The sequence below is a fragment of the Streptomyces sp. NPDC057939 genome (assembly GCF_042887545.1).
GTDB lineage: Bacteria > Actinomycetota > Actinomycetes > Streptomycetales > Streptomycetaceae > Streptomyces.
The window spans coordinates 1-18482 of record NZ_JBHVPG010000005.1; the positions used below are offsets into that span (position 1 = coordinate 1).

Consider the following 18482-nt stretch of genomic DNA (forward strand, 5'->3'; position numbering starts at 1 on the left):
CCCTCGGGGAGGGGCCGGGCGCCGGGAAGTCTGTGGGGGGAGGTGGGGGAGCGGTGGGGGGAGGGTTACAGGCCGTTCACGCGGGCCATGCGGCCCACGCCGAGCGGTCCGAAATCGGTGGCGACGGCGCGGGCCCTGCGGCCGACCCGGGAGTGCTGGCGCCGGACCTGGGCCATGAGGCGGCGGCTGCGCAGGGCCAGTTCCAGTTCGAAGCGGGTACGGGGGTCGCGCAGTCCGGGCCCGAAGAGCTTCTCCAGCTGGCGCATGCGGTAGCGGACCGTCTGGGGGTGCACGCTCAGGGCCTTGGCGGCCTCGGGTGCGCCGCCGCCCTCCAGCCAGGCGAGGAGGGTCACTTCGAGGCGCTCGCTCTGGCGGGGGGTCAGGCTGGCGAGCGGCCGCAGCCAGCGGGCGGCCAGGGCGTGGGCCAGTGGCTCGTCCTGGAGGAGGAGCAGGGTCGAGAGGTGGTCGTCGACGAAGACCGCCCGAGCCTCCAGGCCGGCGCGGGCGGGGGTGAGGGTGAGCAGCCGCAGGGCCCACCGCAGGGAGGACGCGGTGTCCCGTACGGCGACGGGGTGTCCGACGGCGGCGACCCGGCCGCGCAGCACGGCCTCCAGGGCGGTGCGTGCCTCGGGGTCGGGGCTGGGGACCAACAGGCAGGGCTGGGCGCCGGCCAGGCCGGGGAGACCGTCGTCCAGCGCGGCGGCCAGTTGCTGGACTTCGCCGATGGTGGTCATCGCGATGGCCCGGACCGCCGTGGGGAGGGGCCAGTTGGCCGCCGCGGCGAGTTCGGCCAAAGCTATGTCAGACATGGACATGTCACCCGTAAGGGCGGCGAAGAGCTCGCGCCGGGCACGTTCGGCGGCCGGTCCGGGCCCGCTCGTGGGGACGACGGTCAGCGGTGCGGAGCGTCCGCGCCGGTGCGGCGTTCCCCGGTCCTCCGGCCCGGAGCCCTGGTCGGGGCCGCAACCCCGCCCCTCGTCCGGGTCGGGTTCGGGGCCGGAGCGGGAGTCGGGGCGCACGGGGACGGGTGGGCCGCAGTCGGCGGTGGCCGCCGCGCACGCCGGTTCCTGGCCGGCGCACTCGTCCTCTCCCCCCTCACCGTCCGCCGGCCGGTCGTGGCGCGGTGCCGTGGACTCGCGGTAGCCGAGGGTGGTGAGCAGGCCCGCTTCCACCTGCCGTCTGACCACCTCCTCGCCCACGTCATCCACCAGTTCGGCGAATCCGGGAACGCCTTCCCGGAGTTCCTCCACTATCCCGGCGGCCAGCGCGGGTAGTTCCCTTCGTAGGACGCGGGTCCATTCGCCGCGGGGGCGGGACCAGATGCGGTTCAGAAGTTCGCACATTTGTTACCTCGTTCATGCCGGGGTACGGCCTGTCCGTGGAGGGGTGACCAGCCTCGTGGAAGCTGCCTCCCTCCCCCCGTCGGCGCCAGTGCCGAAAGGGGAGTCCAGCACCTCTACTCCCTCCAGGAGCGTGCCATCCACTTGCAGTCCCGCGACTTTGCCTCGATTTTGCCGACGGGTAGGTGTGGCGGCCGACAAGACGTGAGCCCGGTCGGCACCGCACCGTTGGAAGGGAATCTTCCGGGGGTGTTCGAGCTGATGATGCCGTGGCCGCGAGAAGTTGTCACGATTAGATAAATACTGTGGAGGGATTGCGAACCTCCACGATGCTTCTGCACTCCGGCCCCCGCTCCCGGCCGGCGAGGCATCCATCTCCCGCCCGCCGCGGAGCAGTTCCGACGACTACCCCCGGGCGCCGAGTGCGAGGTGGAGTGCTCGGGCCCGGGCGTATGGGAGAACCCGATGCCCCTGTCCCAGACCCGTATGCCACGCTCTCACCGGGCCCGACGCACCAGACGGCATGCCGGTGCGGCCCCCGCGGAGGCCGGTGGCCGAAGGGCCTTCCGGCGCCCGCCCCTGTTGTCCGCCGCCGGGGGCCCGCACCCCGCGGCCGTGTGCGCCGCGGCCCTCGCGGCCCTGCTCGCCCTCGGCGTCGCGGCCAGGGCGGGCGCGCTGACGCGCCTGTTCGACTTCCTCGACTACGGCGCCGGCGTCCTCTCCCTCGTTTCGCTCACCTCCGCCGTGCTGTGGGGACTCGCGGCCACGGACCGTACGTTGTTGACGTCCGGTCACCGGATCCTCGCCCAGGGCGCCCACCGCGGACTCGCCGTCTCCGGCCTCGGCTTCCTCGCCCTGCACGTCTGGGTCAAGATCGCCGAATCGCAGACCGGGGCGAGCGCCGCGTTCCTTCCTTTCACCGACCGGGAACAGCCCGTGCTCATCGGGCTGGGCACCCTCGCCGGTTACCTCTTCGTCTCCGTCGCGGTCTCCGGCGCCGTGCGCAGCGCCTTCGCCACCAAGGGTCGGTCCATGTGGTGGCGGGCCCTGCACATGGGCGCGTACCCGGCCTGGGGGGCCTCGCTGGTGCACGGGCTGAAGGCCGGACGCCCCGCCAGCGCGTGGGTGACCGTGGCCTACGGGTTGTGCCTGGCCGGCGTCGCGGGCGTCCTCTTCCTACGGATGCGGGCGCGGTTGCGCGCCGCCCCGGCCCGCCCCGCACCGCAGCCCTCCGCTCCGCCGTCCCCCGGACAGGCTCCGCCGCGCAACCCGAAGCCCTTCGTGCGCCAGCCCGCGGAGCAGTCCGCGGAGCGACTCACGGCCCGCCTCGCACGACAGCTGGACCGTCGCTCCGGTTCGCCCGACGCCGAACAGGAAGCCGTACGAGCCGCGTTCGCCGAGGCCGACACGACCCGGATGCCCGCGTTCGTCGAGGTCCCCGCCGGGCGGACCGCCTCCCCACAGGCCCCGTTCTCCCAACCGATACCCGCACAACCGACCTTCTCCCCGCCGATCCCCGCACAACCGGTCTTCTCCCAACCGGTTTTCTCCCCACCTCCCTTCCCGCAACCGGCCTTCGTCGAGCCCGCCTTCGTCCAGAACGCTTTCGGACAGAACGTGTTCGGGCAGGACGCGTTCGGCCGGCCCGGACCCGCGCAGCCCGATTTCGGTCAACCCGATTTCGGTCAACCCGGCTTCGGGCAGCCCGGTTTCGGACAACAACCCGCCTTCGGACAACCCGCCTTCGCGCAGTCGGGGCTCGGCCCGACCGGGTTCGTCCCGCCCCCGGCGGCCGCGCCGGGCGTTCCGCCCTCGTTCGCCGGACAGCCCGTGGGCCGGGAGCAGTTCGCCGTGCCCCCGGTCATCCCGCTGCCGGGCATCCTCTCCCAGGGTGCGGACCCGCTCGCCGACACCCTCCTCATACCGACGGGGGCCGTCGGCCCCGTGGTGGCCGCCAGGGCCACCCCACCGACCGGGCCCGAACGGGCCCCCTACGCCATGATGTTCGTTCCCGGTGGCCCCACCGCCACGAACGACCGTCCCGGCACCCCGTTCGACGGCGGGCGGGGGCGCGCATGACCGGCGTCACGCGGCCGGCCCTCGGCTGCGTCGGACAGCCCCGCCTGCTCGCCGGACTCGACACCGCCACGCGCCTCGACCGCGAGGCCCACCTGAGCGTCCACGGCCCGCTGCCCCCCTACCGCCCCGACGAGCTCACCGACCTGGCCGAGCGCATCGACCTGCGCGGCCGCGGCGGAGCGGGCTTCCCCTTCGCCCGCAAGCTCCGGGCCGTCACCCGGACCGCCGCCGCCCGCGAGGGCCGGACCGCGGTCGTCGTCAACGGCAGCGAGGGGGAACCCAGTTGCCTGAAGGACACCGCCCTGCTGCTGCACGTACCGCACCTGGTGCTCGACGGGGCGCTGCTGGCCGCCGCCGCACTCGGCGCGGAGGACGTGGTCGTCGGCGTCACCCGGGACGACGTCGAACAGTCGCTGCGCGCCGCCGTCGCCGAACGCGGCCCCGTCGGCAGCCGGGTCCGCGTCGCCCGCCTCCCCGAACGCTTCGTCACGGGCGAGGGGACCTCCCTCATCAACGGCATCGAAGGCGGCCCCGCCCTTCCGTCCGGGCGCAAGGTGCGCACCAGTGACCGGGGCCTGGGCGGCCTGCCCACGCTGCTCTCCAACACCGAGACCTACGCCCAGCTCGCCGTCGCCGCCCGCCTGGGCGCCGATGCCTACCGCGAAGTCGGCACGCCCACCGAACCGGGCACCATCATGCTCACCGTCGGCGGCGCCACCGCCGTCGAGGTGCCGACCGGTACTTCGCTCGCCTACGTACTGGAACTGTGCGGGTCGGATCCCGGCCAGGGCGTGCTCGTCGGCGGATACCACGGGCGGTGGCTGAACCCGGCCGCGGCCCGTTCGGTCGCGCTGTCCCGCCAGTCCCTCGCCGCCTACGACGCGGTCCTGGGCGCCGGAGCCGTCCTGCCGCTGCCCGAGGACACCTGCCCGGCGGGCGAGGTCGCCCGGGTCACCCGCTGGATGGCGGACGAATCGGCAGGCCAGTGCGGACCCTGCGTCCGTGGCCTGCCCTCCCTGGCCGACGCCGTGGACAAGATCGTGGGCGGCGGCGGGAGGGGCGCCCTGGAAGCGGTCGAGGCCCGCATGCGCGCCGTTCGAGGCCGCGGCGCGTGCAGCCATCCCGACGGCACGTCCTCGTTCGTCGCGTCCGCGCTCGCCACCTTCCCCGAGGAACTGCGCGACCACGCCCTCGGCAGCGGCTGCGGTCGCCGCGTCCTGGGCGCCCTGCCGCTCCCGGCCGACGAGAACCCCGAACGTCTCGTCGTCGACTGGACGCTCTGCAAGGGGCACGGACTGTGCGTGGACCTGCTGCCCGAGGTGGTGCGGCTGGACGCCGACGGGTACCCCTCGCAGGCCGTCATGCCCGTACCCGGCCGGCTGCGGCCGAAGGCCCTGCGAGCCGTGCGCCGCTGCCCGGCGCTCGCCCTGCGCATCCAGGAATGAGCCCGCTGTGAACGGGCCCCGCGAAACCGCGTTCAGCCGTTAGCGCGATCTGACAAATTCGCGCCCATTCGAATTCGACCGACCCCGTAGGCCCTATGAATGACCGAGGACGCAAAAGCGCCGGGCAGGAACCGAAGGAGTGATCGTGATCAGCAAGCGTCGTGCGATATCTGTCGGATCGGTGGCCGCGGTAATCATGTTCGCGGCGGGCTGCGGAGGCGGTACGAACGCCGCCGGAAACGTGAATTCCGTGCAGCCGGTCGGAGACGGAAAGGCGATCGGAAAGGGAGGCGACTCGGCGTACGGCGCCGGCGGATACGGATCGGACGCCGCGGCAGGGTCGGGTTCCGGGTACGGATCGGAGTCCGGGGGCTCCGCCGCGGAGAAGGCGGGCGCGGCGGGCAAGCTCGCGGTCCGGGCCATCGCCTCGGTGGGCAGCGTGGTCACCGACAGCGCGGGCGCCACCCTCTACCGCTTCGACAAGGACACGCCCGAGCCCCCCAAATCCTCCTGCGACGGGGACTGCGCCACGGTGTGGCCGCCGGTCCCGGCGGACGACGCCACCGCCTCCGAGGGCATCGAGGCGAGCCTCCTCGGCGAGGTGACCCGTACCGACGGCAGCCGCCAGCTCACCCTCGCGGGCTGGCCCGTCTACCGCTACGCCAAGGACACCAAGCCGGGCGAGGCGAAGGGCGAGGGCGTCGGCGGCACCTGGCACGCGCTGGCGCCGGACGGCAAGAAGGCCATCGACGCGAAGGGCGGCGCGGAGGGAGGCACCACCGGCGACGCGGCCAAGCCCGGCACGGGCGGCGAGGGCGGAGCGGGTGACGCGAAGCCCGGGGCCGCCGCCGAACTCGCCGTGGCGACCAACGAAAAGCTCGGCAGGATTCTCGTCGACGGAAAGGGGAACACCCTCTACCGGTTCGACAAGGACAGTGCGTGGCCGATGAAGATCGGTTGCCTCGGAGCCTGCCTCGACACGTGGAAGCCCGCACCGGTCGTGGACAAGACGAAGGTGGCGGGAATTCCCCAGGAATGGATCGGATCGGTGAAACGCCCCGACGGCAGCATGCAATTGACGATCGACTGCTGGCCCGTCTATACGTTCACCGGTGACACCGCTCCCGGACAGACGAACGGACACGGAAAGCAGAACCTCTGGTTCGCGGTGAACGACGCCGGCAAGAAGGTCGCCGTCAAGTAGTCCGTTCCGGAGGTGTCCACCCAGCCCGCGCCGGACCCCAGTGAGGCAGACGTGTCCGACTCAGCCCGCATCACCGCCCGCCACCTCCTGCCGTGTGCCGTCGTCCTGCTCGCCTCCTTGCTGTGCGGCGGGTGCGCCGGCCAGCAGGAGAAGGCGGACCGGGGCGCCGCGGCCGGCCGCCAGGACGTTCCCGGAGAGCTCGGTCCGGTGTCCACCGCCCGTACCGCCACCCTCCAGGAGATCGCCGCCGTCCTCGGTTGCACTCCCGAGGTCACCGTCGACGCGGAGGAACTCAAGGAGGCGGCCTGCGGGTCGGGGCAGGACTCCTACCGCATGACCACCTTCGCCGCCGACCAGGGCCAGCGCGCGTGGCTCGCGGAATCCGCGATGTACGGCGGCACCTACCTGGTGGGGAACCGCTGGGTCGTCACCGCCGCCACCGCCGAAGCCCTCGCGCCGCTGCGCGAACGCCTCGGCGGAACCGTCGCCAACGGCGCCTCGCACGCCGCGTCCGGGCCGACGGAGGGCCACCCGGGGGAGCACGACGCCAAGACCCCCGGTGCCGAGGCGCCCGGCGCGAAGACCCCCGGTGCCGAGGAGCACGACGCCGGCGGCCACGGCGGGGAGGGTCACGACGCCGGAGGCGAAGGCCCCGGCTCCGCCCCGGTGGCGCCCGCCGCGCCCTGAGGCCGGCCCGCGGGGCGCACCCGTACCTCCCACCGGGGTCCTCCTACCGGGACCCCGGTGGGAGTTCTCGGTCCGTACGCGGTGTCGCTCGTCGGCCCGGACGGCGGTCCGGTCCCGGTGGGCCGGCACCGCTGAGCACGCGTTCCGCGCGTCAATGTCGGGCCGGATTTCACTCGGTCGGCTGAACGGCCAATCCGCCGACCGGATGGCGCCGAAGACCGGGTGTGAGGATCAACCGCAACACCTTCGCCCGCACCGCCCCGGCGGCGCTGAGCGGCCTGCTCTCCGGCTACGCGGCCCTGGCGGTCGCCGAGCTGGTCTCGGCCGCCGTGCGTCCCGAGGCCGGTCCGGTCACGGCGGTGGGCGGCGCGGCCATCGACAGCACCCCGGCGGCGGTCAAGGACTGGGCCATCCGCCAGTTCGGGACCGCGGACAAGCTGGTCCTCCAGCTCGGGATCCTCGTCACCCTCGGCCTGCTCGCGGTGGCGCTCGGCCTGCTGGCCCTGCGCCATCGGCGCATCGGAGCTGCCGGGGTGCTGCTGTTCGGCCTGGTCGGCGGCGCGGCGGCCCTGAACCGCCCCGACTCCGCCGGCCCGGCCGACGCCCTGCCCTCCCTGGTGGGGGCGCTGGTCGGCGCCGGGCTGCTGTACCACCTGGTCGGGAGGCTGCCGGCCGTACGGGAGGAGCCCGCCGCGGCGGACGGCTGGAGCCGTCGTGGCTTCCTCGTCGCCGCCGGGGCCGCTGCGCTGGCCTCGACGGCGGCGGGCGCCCTCGGGCGCGGGCTGAACTCCTCCCGGGGTCGGGGCGCCGAGGCGTCCCGGGCCGCGGTCCGGCTGCCCGCCCCCGCCTCACCGGCGGCTCCGCTGCCCCGCGCGGTATCGCTGCGGGTCCCGGGCATCACCCCCTTCACCACCCCCAACGCGGATTTCTACCGGGTCGACACCGCGCTGGTGGTCCCGAAGGTGGACGCCGACACCTGGCGCCTGCGCGTTCACGGAAAGGGCGTGACGCGCCCCCGGACCTTCACCTACGCCGACCTCCTGGCCCGTGACCTGATCGAACGGGACGTCACCCTGACCTGCGTGTCCAACGAGGTCGGCGGTCCGTACGCGGGCAATGCCCGCTGGCTCGGCGTCCCCCTCGCCGACCTGTTGCGCGAATGTGGGGTCCGGCCACCCTCCGGCAAGGGTCCCGCCGACCAACTCGTCGCCCGCTCGGTCGACGGCATGACCCTGGGTTCGCCCGTCGAGGAGGTCATGGACGGCCGGGACGCGATGCTCGCGGTCGGCATGAACGGCGAACCGCTGCCCTTCACCCACGGGTTCCCCGTCCGGATGCTCGTCCCGGGCCTGTACGGGTACGTCTCCGCCTGCAAGTGGATCGAGGACCTCGAACTCACCACTTTCGACGCCTACGACCCCTACTGGGTCAAGCGCAAGTGGGCCCGCAGGGCGCCCATCAAGACGCAGGCCCGCATCGACACCCCCAAACCCTTCGCCCGGCCCGCCGCCGGCGCCGTCACCATCGCCGGCGTCGCATGGGCCCAGCACCGCGGCATCCGGCACGTCGAGGTCCGGATCGACGACGGCCCCTGGCAGTACGCCGACCTGGCCGCGCAGGCCGGTACCGATACCTGGCGCCAGTGGTCCCACTCCTGGAAGGCCACGCCCGGCGGCCACACCCTCACCGTCCGCGCCACCGACGGCACGGGCGCGGTCCAGACCGAGGAACGCGCCCGGACCATACCCGACGGCGCCAGCGGGTGGCACTCGGTCGTCGTCAGCGTCGCCTGAGCCCGGCCGCCCCCGACCATCCGACCATCCTCCCCGTCCCTACCCACCGATCCCTTACCTCCCTGTTCCTTTTCCCTCCACACCGTTCCTTTCCTTCCACACCTTCCTTTCCAGTCGTGAAAGCTCCGAGGAGAACCCTGATGAACACCCGTCAGTTCCGTCGCACCGCCGTTGCCGTCACCGCGGCCGCCGTCCTGCCCTTCGCCCTCGCCGCCTGCTCGGAGTCCGGCAAGGACTCCGCCTCCGGTCCGGCCGCGGACACCACCGCCTCCCAGGCGGCCACTCCCGAGGCGTCCGCCGCGGCGGACAAGCCCTTCGGCCCGGCCTGTGCCGGCGTCCCGAAGGACGGCGCGGGCAGCTTCGACGGCATGGCCAAGGACCCGGTCGCCACCGCGGCTTCGAACAACCCGGCGCTGTCCACGCTGGTCGCGGCCGTCAAGCAGGCCGGACTCGTCGACACCCTCAACAACGCGAAGGACATCACCGTCTTCGCGCCCACCAACGACGCGTTCGCCAAGATCCCGAAGGCCGACCTCGACAAGGTCCTCGCCGACAAGGCCACCCTGACCAAGATCCTCACCTACCACGTCGTCGGCCAGAAGCTCACCCCGAAGCAGCTGGAGAGCGGCTCCTTCGACACCCTGGAGACCGGCAAGATCACCACGGCCGGGTCGGGCGAGTCCTACAAGGTCAACGACAGCTCCGCGGTCGTCTGCGGCAACGTGCCGACGGCCAACGCGACCGTCTACATCGTCGACACCGTCCTGATGCCGAAGTAGCGCTCGCGGCGCTCACGCGCCCTCGGCGGCGCACCCGAACGGACGCTGCGTGGCCCCGGGGAATGGGCGGCGCAGCGTCCTCCGTTCGGCCCCGGGCCGTCAGACGGTCCGGTCGGCGGGCCTCCTGGCGGCCTCGGCCGCCGCGTGCAGGGAGCGCAGGGCGAGCAGCAGGACGCCCACGTCGTCGAGGTACACCGGGTCGGGGACCAGGTCCACCGGCGAGATGGTGTACACGACGGCGACCCAGAACAACGCCTTGTCGCGCAGCGGGATCCCGGCGTCGAGCAGCAGCTTCCGGGCCGCGAACACCCGGACCAGCAGCACCGCGGCCACGATCGCCAGGGCGACGGCGAGGACCGCCGCGATGACCAGCCAGACTTTTCCGTCCATGGGATCCCCTTACCCGCTCAGGCGCCCTGCTCCCGCAACCGGCGGCCGACTTCCCCCAGACCGGCGGAAAGCGCGTCGAGCTGCTCGGGGGTCAGGACGTCGACGAGGATCTCCCGGACCGTGGTCACGTGCCCGGGGGCCGCTTCCTCCAGCCGGGCCAGGCCCGCCTCGGTGAGGACGGCGAAGACCCCGCGGACGTCGGAGGGGCAGCTGCGGCGGCGGACCAGTCCGGCCTTCTCCATCTGGGTCACCTGGTAGGTCAGCCCGCTCTTGGAGTTGATCAGCCCGTTGGCGAGTTCGGTCATCCGCAGCTCGCGACCGGGCGCGGCGGCGAGTCGCACGAGGATCTCGTACTGCGGGTGCGACAACCCGGAGTCGTCCTTGAGTTGCTGGTCGAGGCGCCGGTTCACCAGGGCCGAAGCGGCCAGGAAGCCGTTCCAGGCCCGCATCTCGCGCTCGTCCAGCCATCTCGTCCCGTCCATGGTTCCAGCCTACACGGGTTGTTCCAATTTGAATCAGTGGTTAGGGTCGGGGCCAGCCGGTTCGAATTTGAACTACCAGTGTCGGGCCGGCCCGACCGGAAGGAACCCCCATGACCAGCGCCTCCGCCACCTCGACGAAGGCCCCGGCCACCGCACCGGCCGCACACCCGACCGCCGCCCTCCCCGCGGCCGTCACCGCACCCCAGGACGCCGGACTGCTGCTCCTGCGCCTCGTCCTCGGCCTGACCGTCGCCGCCCACGGCACCCAGAAGCTCTTCGGCTGGTTCGGCGGCGGCGGCCTCAGCGGCACCGGTGGGTTCTTCACCTCCGTCGGCTACCCGGCGGGCGACGCCATGGCCGTCATCGCCGGCCTCACCGAAACCCTCGGCGGCCTCGGCCTCGCCGCCGGCCTGCTCACCCCGCTGGCCGGAGCGGCCGTCACCGGCACGATGATCAACGCCCTCGCCGTCCACGGCACCGGCTCCTTCTTCGCGCCCGAGGGCATGGAGTACGAACTGCTGCTGGCCGTTGCCGCCGCCGCCCTCACCCTCACCGGTCCCGGGCGCCTCGCCGTCGACCGCTTCCTGCCCGTGGCCGCCCTGCGCTCCCACGGCCTGAAGCAGGGGGCGCTCGCCCTCGCCCTGGGTGTCGTCCTCGCGGCCGTGACGCTCCTCGTCCGCAACTGATCGTCCGGACTGATTGACCCCGGGAAATTGGGGGAACAGCGGATGAATGACGCACCCCACACAGGCGATCGAAGACTACGCACTCATCGGCGACCTCATGACCAGCGGACTGGTCGGCCGCGACGGGTCCATCGACTGGCTGTGCCTGCCCCGCTTCGACTCGGCCGCGTGCTTCGCCGCCCTCCTCGGTGACCAGGAGAACGGCCACTGGCGCATCGCCCCGACCGGCGTCGCCGACGGACAACCGTGCACGCGCCGCGCCTACGTCGACGATTCCCTCATCCTGGAGTCCTACTGGGAGACCCCCGACGGCACGGTCAAGGTCATCGACTTCATGCCGCAGCGCGACACCGCACCCGACGTGATGCGGATCGTCGAGGGCGTGTCCGGCCGGGTCACCCTCCGGAGCACGCTGCGCCTGCGGTTCGACTACGGCCACGTCGTCCCCTGGGTCCGGCGCAGCGAGGGTGACCGGGTCGCCGTCGCCGGACCCGACTCGGCCTGGTTCCGCAGCGAGCCCCCCGTCCGCACGTGGGGCGAGGAGAACAGCACCTGCTCGGAGTTCACCGTCGACGCGGGGGAGAAGGTCGCCTTCGTGCTGACCTGGCACCCCTCGCACGAGCCGCGCCCCGAGCAGGTGGACCCGTACACGGCACTGGAGCAGAGCCTCGCCGACTGGCGGGCGTGGTCGGCGCAATGCCACTACGAGGGGCCCTACAAGGAGGCCGTGACGCGCTCCCTGATCACCCTCAAGGGCCTGACGTACGCGCCGACGGGCGGCATCGTCGCCGCCGCCACGACCTCCCTGCCGGAGGAGCTGGGCGGGGTCCGCAACTGGGACTACCGGTACTGCTGGCTCCGCGACTCCACCCTCACCCTCGGCGCGCTCCTCGCCACCGGCTTCCTCGACGAGGCCCGCGCCTGGCGGGCCTGGCTGCTGCGGGCCGCCGCGGGCGACCCGGCCGACCTCCAGATCATGTACGGGATCGCCGGCGAGCGACGGATCCCCGAGACCGACCTGCCGTGGCTGCGCGGCTACGCCTCCTCCGCGCCCGTGCGCGTCGGCAACGCCGCCGTGGACCAGCTGCAACTCGACGTGTACGGGGAGGTCATCGACTCCCTCCACCTCGCCCGCTCCTCCGGACTTCCCGCGGAGCGGCACGCCTGGCAGATCCAGCTCGCCCTCCTCGACTTCCTGGAGAAGAACTGGCGCCGCCCGGACGAGGGGCTCTGGGAGGTGCGCGGCCCCCGCCGCCACTTCGTGCACTCCAAGGTCATGGCCTGGGTCGCCGCCGACCGGGCCGTCCGCACCATCGAACGCGACCCCGCGATCCCGGGCGACGTGGAGCGCTGGCGGGCCATAAGGGACGAGGTCCACGCCGACGTCTGCGAACACGGCTACGACGCCGAACGGGGCACCTTCACCCAGTACTACGGCTCGCGCGAGCTCGACGCGGCGACCCTGCTCATTCCCCGGGTCGGTTTCCTGCCGCCCGACGATCCGCGCGTGATCGGCACCGTCGACGCGGTCCGGGCGGAGCTGGGCGGCAACGGCCTGGTCCGCCGCTACAGCACCGAGGGCCCGTCCGTCGACGGGCTGCCCGGTGACGAAGGTGCCTTCCTGGCCTGCTCGTTCTGGCTGGTGGACGCCCTGCACATGACGGGTCGCGGCAAGGAGGCCCGCGAACTGTTCGAACGGCTCCTGGGCGTGTGCAACGACGTCGGTCTGCTCGCCGAGGAGTACGACCCCGTCGCCGGACGCCAACTCGGGAACTTCCCGCAGGCGTTCAGTCACGTCGGCCTCGTCAACAGCGCCCTGACCCTGGCCGGGAGGGACGTGGCGCGGTGACCCGCCCGCGCCGACGCCGGACGCGGCATCCCGGGGCGGATCGGGGAACCGGGCGGGCCGACCCGGCCGGCCCCCGGGCCCCGCTCCGCCGGGCGTCAAGAGCTCCGAACGGGGGAGGCGCACCCGGTACCGGGGGCCCATGCGGCGGCCCCCGGGATCGTTCCCCCGGACGATGGGCGGCCCCCGCGGGCTCGGAAGAATCGAGGCACAAGGTCGGACGGCGGCTCCGCGAGGGGCCGCCCGCACCCGGGGAGATCCTGTGCCTTCACACCACGGCCGGCGCGGCCGCTTACGCGCCACCACCGCCGCCACCGGCATCGCGCTGGCCCTCCTGGCCGGCGCGGCCGCGACGGCGGCCGCGGCTCCGGCCGAGCGGACCGACGGCCCGGCGGCCGCGTCCCGACACACCGGCCTCGACCGCCGGGCGTTGACCCAGCGGCTCGACGCGGTCCACACGGCCGGCATGTACGGCGCGTACGCGTCGGTGCGCGACGGCCGGGCCCGCTGGACCGGCGCCACCGGCCTCGCGGACGTCGACACGGGCCGCCGCACGGCCCCCGACATGCGTCACCGGGTCGGCAGCGTCACCAAGTCCTTCACCGCCGTCGCCGTGCTCCAGCAGAGCGCCGCCGGGCGCCTGCGGCTCGACTCGCCCGTCGGCGACCACGTACCCGAACTCGTGCCCGGCGAGCGCGGCCGGAAGATCACCGTGCGCATGCTGCTCAACCACACCAGCGGCATCGCGGACTACATCGCGGAGGCCTTCCCGTCGGTCAAGCAGGGATCGCCGAGCAGCCTGGAGGAGTTCCGCCACCGCACCATCTCCCCGGCCACCCTGGCCGGCTACGGGGTCGGCCTCCCGCAACTGTTCGAACCGGGAACGTCCTGGTCGTACTCGAACACCAACTACATCCTGCTCGGCGAGGTGCTCCGCAAGGTCACCGGGCAGGACCCGGAACGCGTCATCACGCGCGACGTGATCCGTCGCGCCGGACTGCGCGACACCTGGTTCCCAGGGACCGACCCGCGCATCAGGGGCCCGCACTCCCGGATGTACGAGGGCTTCGGCGGCGCCCTCACCCCGCCGCGCGACTTCAGCGAGTACAACATGACGATGGCGGGCACGGCGGGCGCGCTCATCTCGACCACCGACGACCTCAACACCTTCTACCGGACCCTGCTCCGGGGCGGCCTGCTGCCTGCCGCGCAACTGAAGGAGATGCGCACGACCGTCCCCTACCGCGACGAGGACGGCACCGTCCTGCTGCGCTACGGACTCGGCATCTACACCGTGGACACCCCCTGCGGCCCGGTCTGGGGACACGACGGAGGCGTCTTCGGCGCCACCACCCGGGCGATGTCCACCGCCGACGGCGAACGGCAGTACGCGGCGGGCCTCAACCTGACCGGCTACCAGCGCACCGACCCCGACGGCAACCCCGTACCGCACCCCGTGGACGCGGCCGAGGTCGCCCTGTCCGAACAGGCCCTGTGCGGCGGCACGGAGCCCACGGCCCGCACCGACGCCCCGCGGACGCTCCCGCGCCTGCCCGACGCACTGGCGGCCCCGGACGCGGCGACCCGACCGGCGGCTTCCGGACAGCGCGCGCGGTAGCCGCCGCGGCCTACCGGGTCCCCGTGCGGGACGCGAGGAGGAGGGCGACGTCGTCCGGCCGGTCGGCGGTGCTGCCGGCCTCGCCGACCAGCCGGTCGGCCGTCTCCGTCAGCGGGGACGGCCGGGCGGCCGCCAGGGCGGCCCGCAACCGCTCCACGCCCGCGTCGATGTCCGTGCCCGGCGTCTCCACCAGCCCGTCCGTGTACAGCGCGAGCACCGCCCCCGGCTCCAGCATCAGCTCGGTCACCGGATACTCCCCGGCCGCGTCGATGCCGAGGACCACCCCACCGGGCAGGTCCAGCACCTCCGTACGGCCGTCCGGGTGACGCAGCAACGGCTGCGGGTGGCCGGCCCGGACGGCCAGGGCGCGGCCGGTCTCCGGGTCGAGCAGGACGTAGCAGCAGCTGGCGAACTGTCCGGGGTCCAGGTCGATCAGCAACTGGTTCGTGCCCCGCATGACCTGCTCCGGCGTGTTGCCGCTGAGCGCGAAGGCCCGTACCGCGCTGCGCAGCTGGCCCATGGTCGCGGCGGCCGACACCCCGTGGCCCTGGACGTCCCCGATGACCAGGGCCAACAGGCCCGCGCCGGTGACGATGACGTCGTACCAGTCGCCGCCCACGTCCATGCCGTCGGTCCCGGGCAGGTACCGGGCCACGGTGTCCACGTTCGCCAGCACCGGCAGCCGGTGCGGCAGCAGGGCCGCCTGGAGCCCGCGGGCCATCGCCGCCTCGTTGTCGTAGCGCCGGGCCCGCTCCAGGGCCTGGGCGATCAGACCGGCCAGCGCGGTGAGGACCGTGCGCTCCTCGGGGCTGAAGCCGCGCGGCGCGTCGAAGCCGAGGATGCAGGAGCCCACCGGGCGGCCGGAGGCGATCAGCGGGAGGAACGCGCGCGCCCCGACGTCCGCGTCCAACGGGATCCCCGGGTAGGCCTCGGCCAGGTGCTGCATCGACTCGAAGAAGATCGGGCGGCCGGAGGTCAGGGTCTCCACACCGGGCAGCCGCACGTCGAGGGAGACCCCGTCGAAACGGTTGAGGAAGCCCTGGGGGAAACCGGTCTCCCAGGCGAGGTACAGGTGCCGCTCGTCGAGGAGGTAGATGGCCAGCTGGCGGCCGCCGAACGCGGGCAGCAGCTCGTCGGTGACCACGGCCGACACCTGGCGCGCGGTGACCGCCTCGGTCAGGGCGATGGCGAGGGCCACCGGCCGGTACAGGGCCGCGGCGCGGTCGGCCGGCGAGCCCAGCCCGGAGCCGGGACTGGCCACCGACCCCGGCGCGTAGGCCGGTTTCTCGGCGGAACCGAGGGTCACCGTCACCCCGCCGGGCCCCGGGAGCAGGCCCACCGACAGCCATTCCTGCTCGGGACCGGCCGCGTCCCGGGCGGCGAAGTGGACCGGATCGCCCGACAGGAACACGGCCCTGAGGTGGTCCTCGTAGGCGGGATGCCCCAGCCACGGCAGCGCCTCCCACAGGATCCGGCCCCGCAGCAGCGTCTCGCCCAGGCCGAGCAGCTCCTGGGCGGAGGTGTTGGCGAAGCCGATCCTGCCCTGCCGGTCCACGGACAGGACGGCCTGGGCGAGGTGGTCCAGCGCCTCCCGGGCGTCCCCGGGAGCCATGGGCGACGGCAGGCAGACCGGGTCCGCGTTCCAGGACACCCGCTCGCCGCGGGCCGCCAGCGCGGCCAGGTCCCAGGCCAGCCGGTCGGCGGCCCTGCGCAGCCGGTCCCGGTCCTCGGTCCCGACCGGCACCCCCGGCGTCGCCGGGCGCATCACCAGCAGCACCCCGTACCGCTCGGGCCCGGCGGTGACGGGCTCGTAGAGGGAGGCGAACGTGAACGGCAGGCCGGCCATCAGCTGGGGGAAGCGCCGCATGGACGCCTCACCGTCGTGCAGGTGCACCGACTGGCCGGAGCGGTAGGACTCGGCGACCGGGTACGGCCGGTTCACGTGCATCCGCCACCAGGGCCGGAACAGCTGCCCCGGCAGCCCGGCGAGCACGGCCATCCGCAGCAGGCCCTCGCTGTCCGAGCGCAGGTACACCCCACCCGCGAACCCGCCCAGGTCCTTCACGGCGCCGACGGTGGCACGCGCCAGGACGCCGGCCGTGGCGTCGGAGGCTGGGCCGCCGCTGTCCGGTCTCGCCGTCACACAGTCAGCATGCGCCCTCGCCACCGGGACCTGCATCCCGGCGCCGCGCGGCCCCGCCCGCCCGTACGCCGTACCGACTGACCCGAACGCCTCCCCCGTCCGAGGGACGCACCCGGCCGCCCGGCCGTCACCCGGGCCGGCCGCGGGGAGGGATGCCGGCATGCACCAGCCGTACGACACCCTCGCGCACCCCGCGCCCGGCGCGGCCTTCTCGGCGGCCGACGCCTTCACGCTCCGCACGGCCCTCGACGCCCTCGGCGGGGTCCGGGACCTCGACACCCTCGACGTCGCCTGCGGCCACGGCGGCTCAGCCGGGCTGCTGGCGAGCGGCGGGGCACGGCGGACCGTCGGCGTCGACAACTGCCCCGACCGCGTCCGGCTGGCCCGGGAACGGCACGGCGCGGGCGCCCCGGGCCCGGTGGAGTACGTCGTCGCCGACGCCGCCTCGATGCCGCAGCTCGGTCCCTTCGACCTCGCCACCGCCGTCTACCTGTTCAGCCACGCCCCCGACCGGACCGCCCTGCACGCCATGTTCCGGGGGATCCGCGCCAACCTGCGGCCCGGCGGCCGACTGCTCTCCCTCGTCCGCAACCCCGGCGCCTTCCCGCGCGTGGACTGGTCCCCGTACGGGATGCGCATCCTCGACCGGGTACCGGACGGGGAGGCGCCGGCGCTGCTCAAGGCGCAGTTCCTGACCGAACCGCCGCTGCAATTCGAATACCGGGAATGGGCGCACGCCGACTTCGCCGAAGCGGCCGTCGACGCCGGCTTCACCACCGTCGGCTGGCAGCCCAGCCGCACTCCACCCGCCGACTCCTCCCGCGACGAGGCCTACTGGACGGCCTACCGGGCCTGGCCGGTCAGCTCCCTGATGACCTGCACGGCCTGACGCGGCGGCACCGGTTCAAGCAGAGCCCTCCGCGGCCGACAGCCGCACCAGTTCCACGATCCGCTCGCGGGCCGCCCGGCCCTCCGGCACCGGCATGAGGGGGTAGCCGTGCGGCAGGCCCGCCTCCTCGTGCCACTCCACTTCCACCCCGGCCCCGCGGGCCCGCCGCAGCAGCTCCCGGCTGTCGGTCGTCAGCACGTCCCGGGTGCCGGTGAACACCGTCATCGGCGCGAGCCCCGCGAAGGAGCCGCGCAACGGGCTCACCCGGGGGTCGTCGGCGGCGAGGACGCCCGCGTACAGCCGGCCGGCCTCCACCAGACCCGGCCGGGCCAGCATCGGGTCGCCCGCCTCGATCGCGGCCTGGCCCGGATGGCTCATGGTCACGTCCAGCCACGGGGAGATCAGCACGATCCGGGATGGCTGCGCACCTGTGCGCTCCCGCAACCGTTGCGCGGCGGCCAGCGCCAACCCCGCGCCCGCGGAATCCCCGATCAGCACCGTCCCGCCCGCGCCACCGTCCTCGATCAGACCGCTCAGCAGGTCGGCGGCCACCGGGACCGTCCGATCGGCGGTGCCGCGCGGGGCGAGGATGTACGCCGGTACGACGACCCGGGCCCGCGCCCCGGTGACCAGGGTGCGGATCATCGACCAGTGGGGCCGGACCAGCTCATTGATGTACGCGCCGCCGTGCACGTACAGCACCCGCGTCACGGGCTCCTCCCCGCGCGGGGAGACGTCGTACACGGGCCAGGCCCCGACGAAGGTCCGCGAGACCTCGGCGACCCGGCCCAGCGACCTCGGCGGCAGGTGCGACGACGGCCGGCGGGCGGATTCCGCGACCCGCGCCCGTACCGCTTCCGCGCTGGCGAACCGTCTTCGCCGCCCCGTCGCGATCAGCGCGGCCGAAAGCGCCCTGCTGCGCAGACTCGGCACGCCCCTCACCTCCCCTTTTCCCCTGCCCCGGACCCCGGTCCCGGGCCCCTGCCCCGTCACCTGAGGAGCATAGGCGTGAAGCTGTGCTGTCGACCCGCTTAAGAAAGTCTCGATGGACTGATCACCGTCCGAATCGGCACATTGGTGCACGTCAACGACGCCACCCGG

At 73.7% G+C, this 18482-nt stretch carries 15 protein-coding genes; 10 read left to right on the plus strand and 5 right to left on the minus strand.

The features are described from left to right. Window positions 1-65: 65 nt before the first annotated feature. Window positions 66-1343, minus strand: a complete 1278-nt coding sequence (locus tag ACFVS6_RS07750; RefSeq protein ID WP_389701619.1) for a PucR family transcriptional regulator — start codon at window positions 1341-1343, stop codon at window positions 66-68. A 612-nt stretch (window positions 1344-1955) separates the two neighbouring features. On the opposite strand from ACFVS6_RS07750, the gene ACFVS6_RS07755 reads away from it, so the two are divergent. The 6 genes from ACFVS6_RS07755 (at window position 1956) to ACFVS6_RS07780 (ending at window position 9327) form a co-directional block, all read left to right on the plus strand. Beyond that, the gene (locus ACFVS6_RS07755) at window positions 1956-3419 is read left to right on the plus strand and encodes a hypothetical protein (protein ID WP_389701621.1); all 1464 of its coding nucleotides are present in this window, start codon (window positions 1956-1958) and stop codon (window positions 3417-3419) included. Continuing rightward, on the plus strand, window positions 3416-4864 hold the full coding sequence (locus tag ACFVS6_RS07760; protein WP_389701622.1) for an NADH-ubiquinone oxidoreductase-F iron-sulfur binding region domain-containing protein: 1449 nt from the start codon (window positions 3416-3418) through the stop codon (window positions 4862-4864). The genes ACFVS6_RS07755 and ACFVS6_RS07760 overlap by 4 nt, the downstream gene beginning before the upstream one ends. Before the next feature lie 145 nt (window positions 4865-5009). Continuing rightward, window positions 5010-6068 carry an SCO0930 family lipoprotein gene (locus ACFVS6_RS07765; RefSeq protein WP_389701624.1) on the plus strand — a complete coding sequence of 353 codons (1059 nt, stop codon included), beginning with the start codon at window positions 5010-5012 and terminating at the stop codon, window positions 6066-6068. Window positions 6069-6119: 51 nt separating this feature from the next. Then, window positions 6120-6755 (plus strand): hypothetical protein, encoded by a 636-nt coding sequence (locus tag ACFVS6_RS07770; RefSeq protein ID WP_389701626.1) that lies wholly within the window; start codon window positions 6120-6122, stop codon window positions 6753-6755. A 224-nt stretch (window positions 6756-6979) separates the two neighbouring features. Next, window positions 6980-8548, plus strand: coding sequence for a molybdopterin-dependent oxidoreductase (locus tag ACFVS6_RS07775; protein WP_389701628.1), 1569 nt, complete (start codon window positions 6980-6982; stop codon window positions 8546-8548). A gap of 140 nt (window positions 8549-8688) precedes the next feature. Next, window positions 8689-9327 (plus strand): fasciclin domain-containing protein, encoded by a 639-nt coding sequence (locus ACFVS6_RS07780; protein ID WP_389701630.1) that lies wholly within the window; start codon window positions 8689-8691, stop codon window positions 9325-9327. Between the two features lie 99 nt (window positions 9328-9426). Here ACFVS6_RS07780 and ACFVS6_RS07785 read toward each other — a convergent pair whose 3' ends face one another. Beyond that, window positions 9427-9717, minus strand: coding sequence for a YkvA family protein (locus ACFVS6_RS07785; protein WP_389701632.1), 291 nt, complete (start codon window positions 9715-9717; stop codon window positions 9427-9429). Between the two features lie 17 nt (window positions 9718-9734). After that, window positions 9735-10199 carry a MarR family winged helix-turn-helix transcriptional regulator gene (locus ACFVS6_RS07790; RefSeq protein WP_389701634.1) on the minus strand — a complete coding sequence of 155 codons (465 nt, stop codon included), beginning with the start codon at window positions 10197-10199 and terminating at the stop codon, window positions 9735-9737. A 110-nt stretch (window positions 10200-10309) separates the two neighbouring features. Here ACFVS6_RS07790 and ACFVS6_RS07795 point away from each other — a divergent pair, with 110 nt between their 5' ends. The 3 genes from ACFVS6_RS07795 (at window position 10310) to ACFVS6_RS07805 (ending at window position 14349) form a co-directional block, all read left to right on the plus strand. Further along, window positions 10310-10885, plus strand: a complete 576-nt coding sequence (locus tag ACFVS6_RS07795) for a DoxX family protein (RefSeq protein ID WP_389701636.1) — start codon at window positions 10310-10312, stop codon at window positions 10883-10885. A 46-nt stretch (window positions 10886-10931) separates the two neighbouring features. After that, window positions 10932-12734 carry a glycoside hydrolase family 15 protein gene (locus ACFVS6_RS07800; protein ID WP_389701637.1) on the plus strand — a complete coding sequence of 601 codons (1803 nt, stop codon included), beginning with the start codon at window positions 10932-10934 and terminating at the stop codon, window positions 12732-12734. 259 nt (window positions 12735-12993) lie between these two features. After that, window positions 12994-14349 carry a serine hydrolase domain-containing protein gene (locus tag ACFVS6_RS07805; RefSeq protein ID WP_389701639.1) on the plus strand — a complete coding sequence of 452 codons (1356 nt, stop codon included), beginning with the start codon at window positions 12994-12996 and terminating at the stop codon, window positions 14347-14349. 10 nt (window positions 14350-14359) lie between these two features. On the opposite strand, the gene ACFVS6_RS07810 is transcribed toward ACFVS6_RS07805, so the two are convergent. Then, window positions 14360-16348, minus strand: coding sequence for a SpoIIE family protein phosphatase (locus tag ACFVS6_RS07810; RefSeq protein WP_389702050.1), 1989 nt, complete (start codon window positions 16346-16348; stop codon window positions 14360-14362). 304 nt (window positions 16349-16652) lie between these two features. Here ACFVS6_RS07810 and ACFVS6_RS07815 point away from each other — a divergent pair, with 304 nt between their 5' ends. Continuing rightward, on the plus strand, window positions 16653-17381 hold the full coding sequence (locus ACFVS6_RS07815; protein WP_389701641.1) for a class I SAM-dependent methyltransferase: 729 nt from the start codon (window positions 16653-16655) through the stop codon (window positions 17379-17381). Window positions 17382-17396: 15 nt separating this feature from the next. Here the strand turns inward: ACFVS6_RS07815 and ACFVS6_RS07820 are convergent, their stop codons facing one another. Then, the gene (locus ACFVS6_RS07820) at window positions 17397-18314 is read right to left on the minus strand and encodes an alpha/beta hydrolase fold domain-containing protein (protein ID WP_389701643.1); all 918 of its coding nucleotides are present in this window, start codon (window positions 18312-18314) and stop codon (window positions 17397-17399) included. Window positions 18315-18482 lie beyond the last annotated feature (168 nt).

Coding starts and splice junctions, on each gene's coding strand:
- ACFVS6_RS07750 (WP_389701619.1), bottom strand. CDS start 1,343: ATGTGCGAACTTCTGAACCGCATCTGGTCCCGCCCCCGCGGCGAATGG.
- ACFVS6_RS07760 (WP_389701622.1), top strand. CDS start 3,416: ATGACCGGCGTCACGCGGCCGGCCCTCGGCTGCGTCGGACAGCCCCGC.
- ACFVS6_RS07780 (WP_389701630.1), top strand. CDS start 8,689: ATGAACACCCGTCAGTTCCGTCGCACCGCCGTTGCCGTCACCGCGGCC.
- ACFVS6_RS07785 (WP_389701632.1), bottom strand. CDS start 9,717: ATGGACGGAAAAGTCTGGCTGGTCATCGCGGCGGTCCTCGCCGTCGCC.
- ACFVS6_RS07790 (WP_389701634.1), bottom strand. CDS start 10,199: ATGGACGGGACGAGATGGCTGGACGAGCGCGAGATGCGGGCCTGGAAC.
- ACFVS6_RS07795 (WP_389701636.1), top strand. CDS start 10,310: ATGACCAGCGCCTCCGCCACCTCGACGAAGGCCCCGGCCACCGCACCG.
- ACFVS6_RS07800 (WP_389701637.1), top strand. CDS start 10,932: ATGACGCACCCCACACAGGCGATCGAAGACTACGCACTCATCGGCGAC.
- ACFVS6_RS07810 (WP_389702050.1), bottom strand. CDS start 16,348: ATGGCCGTGCTCGCCGGGCTGCCGGGGCAGCTGTTCCGGCCCTGGTGG.
- ACFVS6_RS07815 (WP_389701641.1), top strand. CDS start 16,653: ATGCACCAGCCGTACGACACCCTCGCGCACCCCGCGCCCGGCGCGGCC.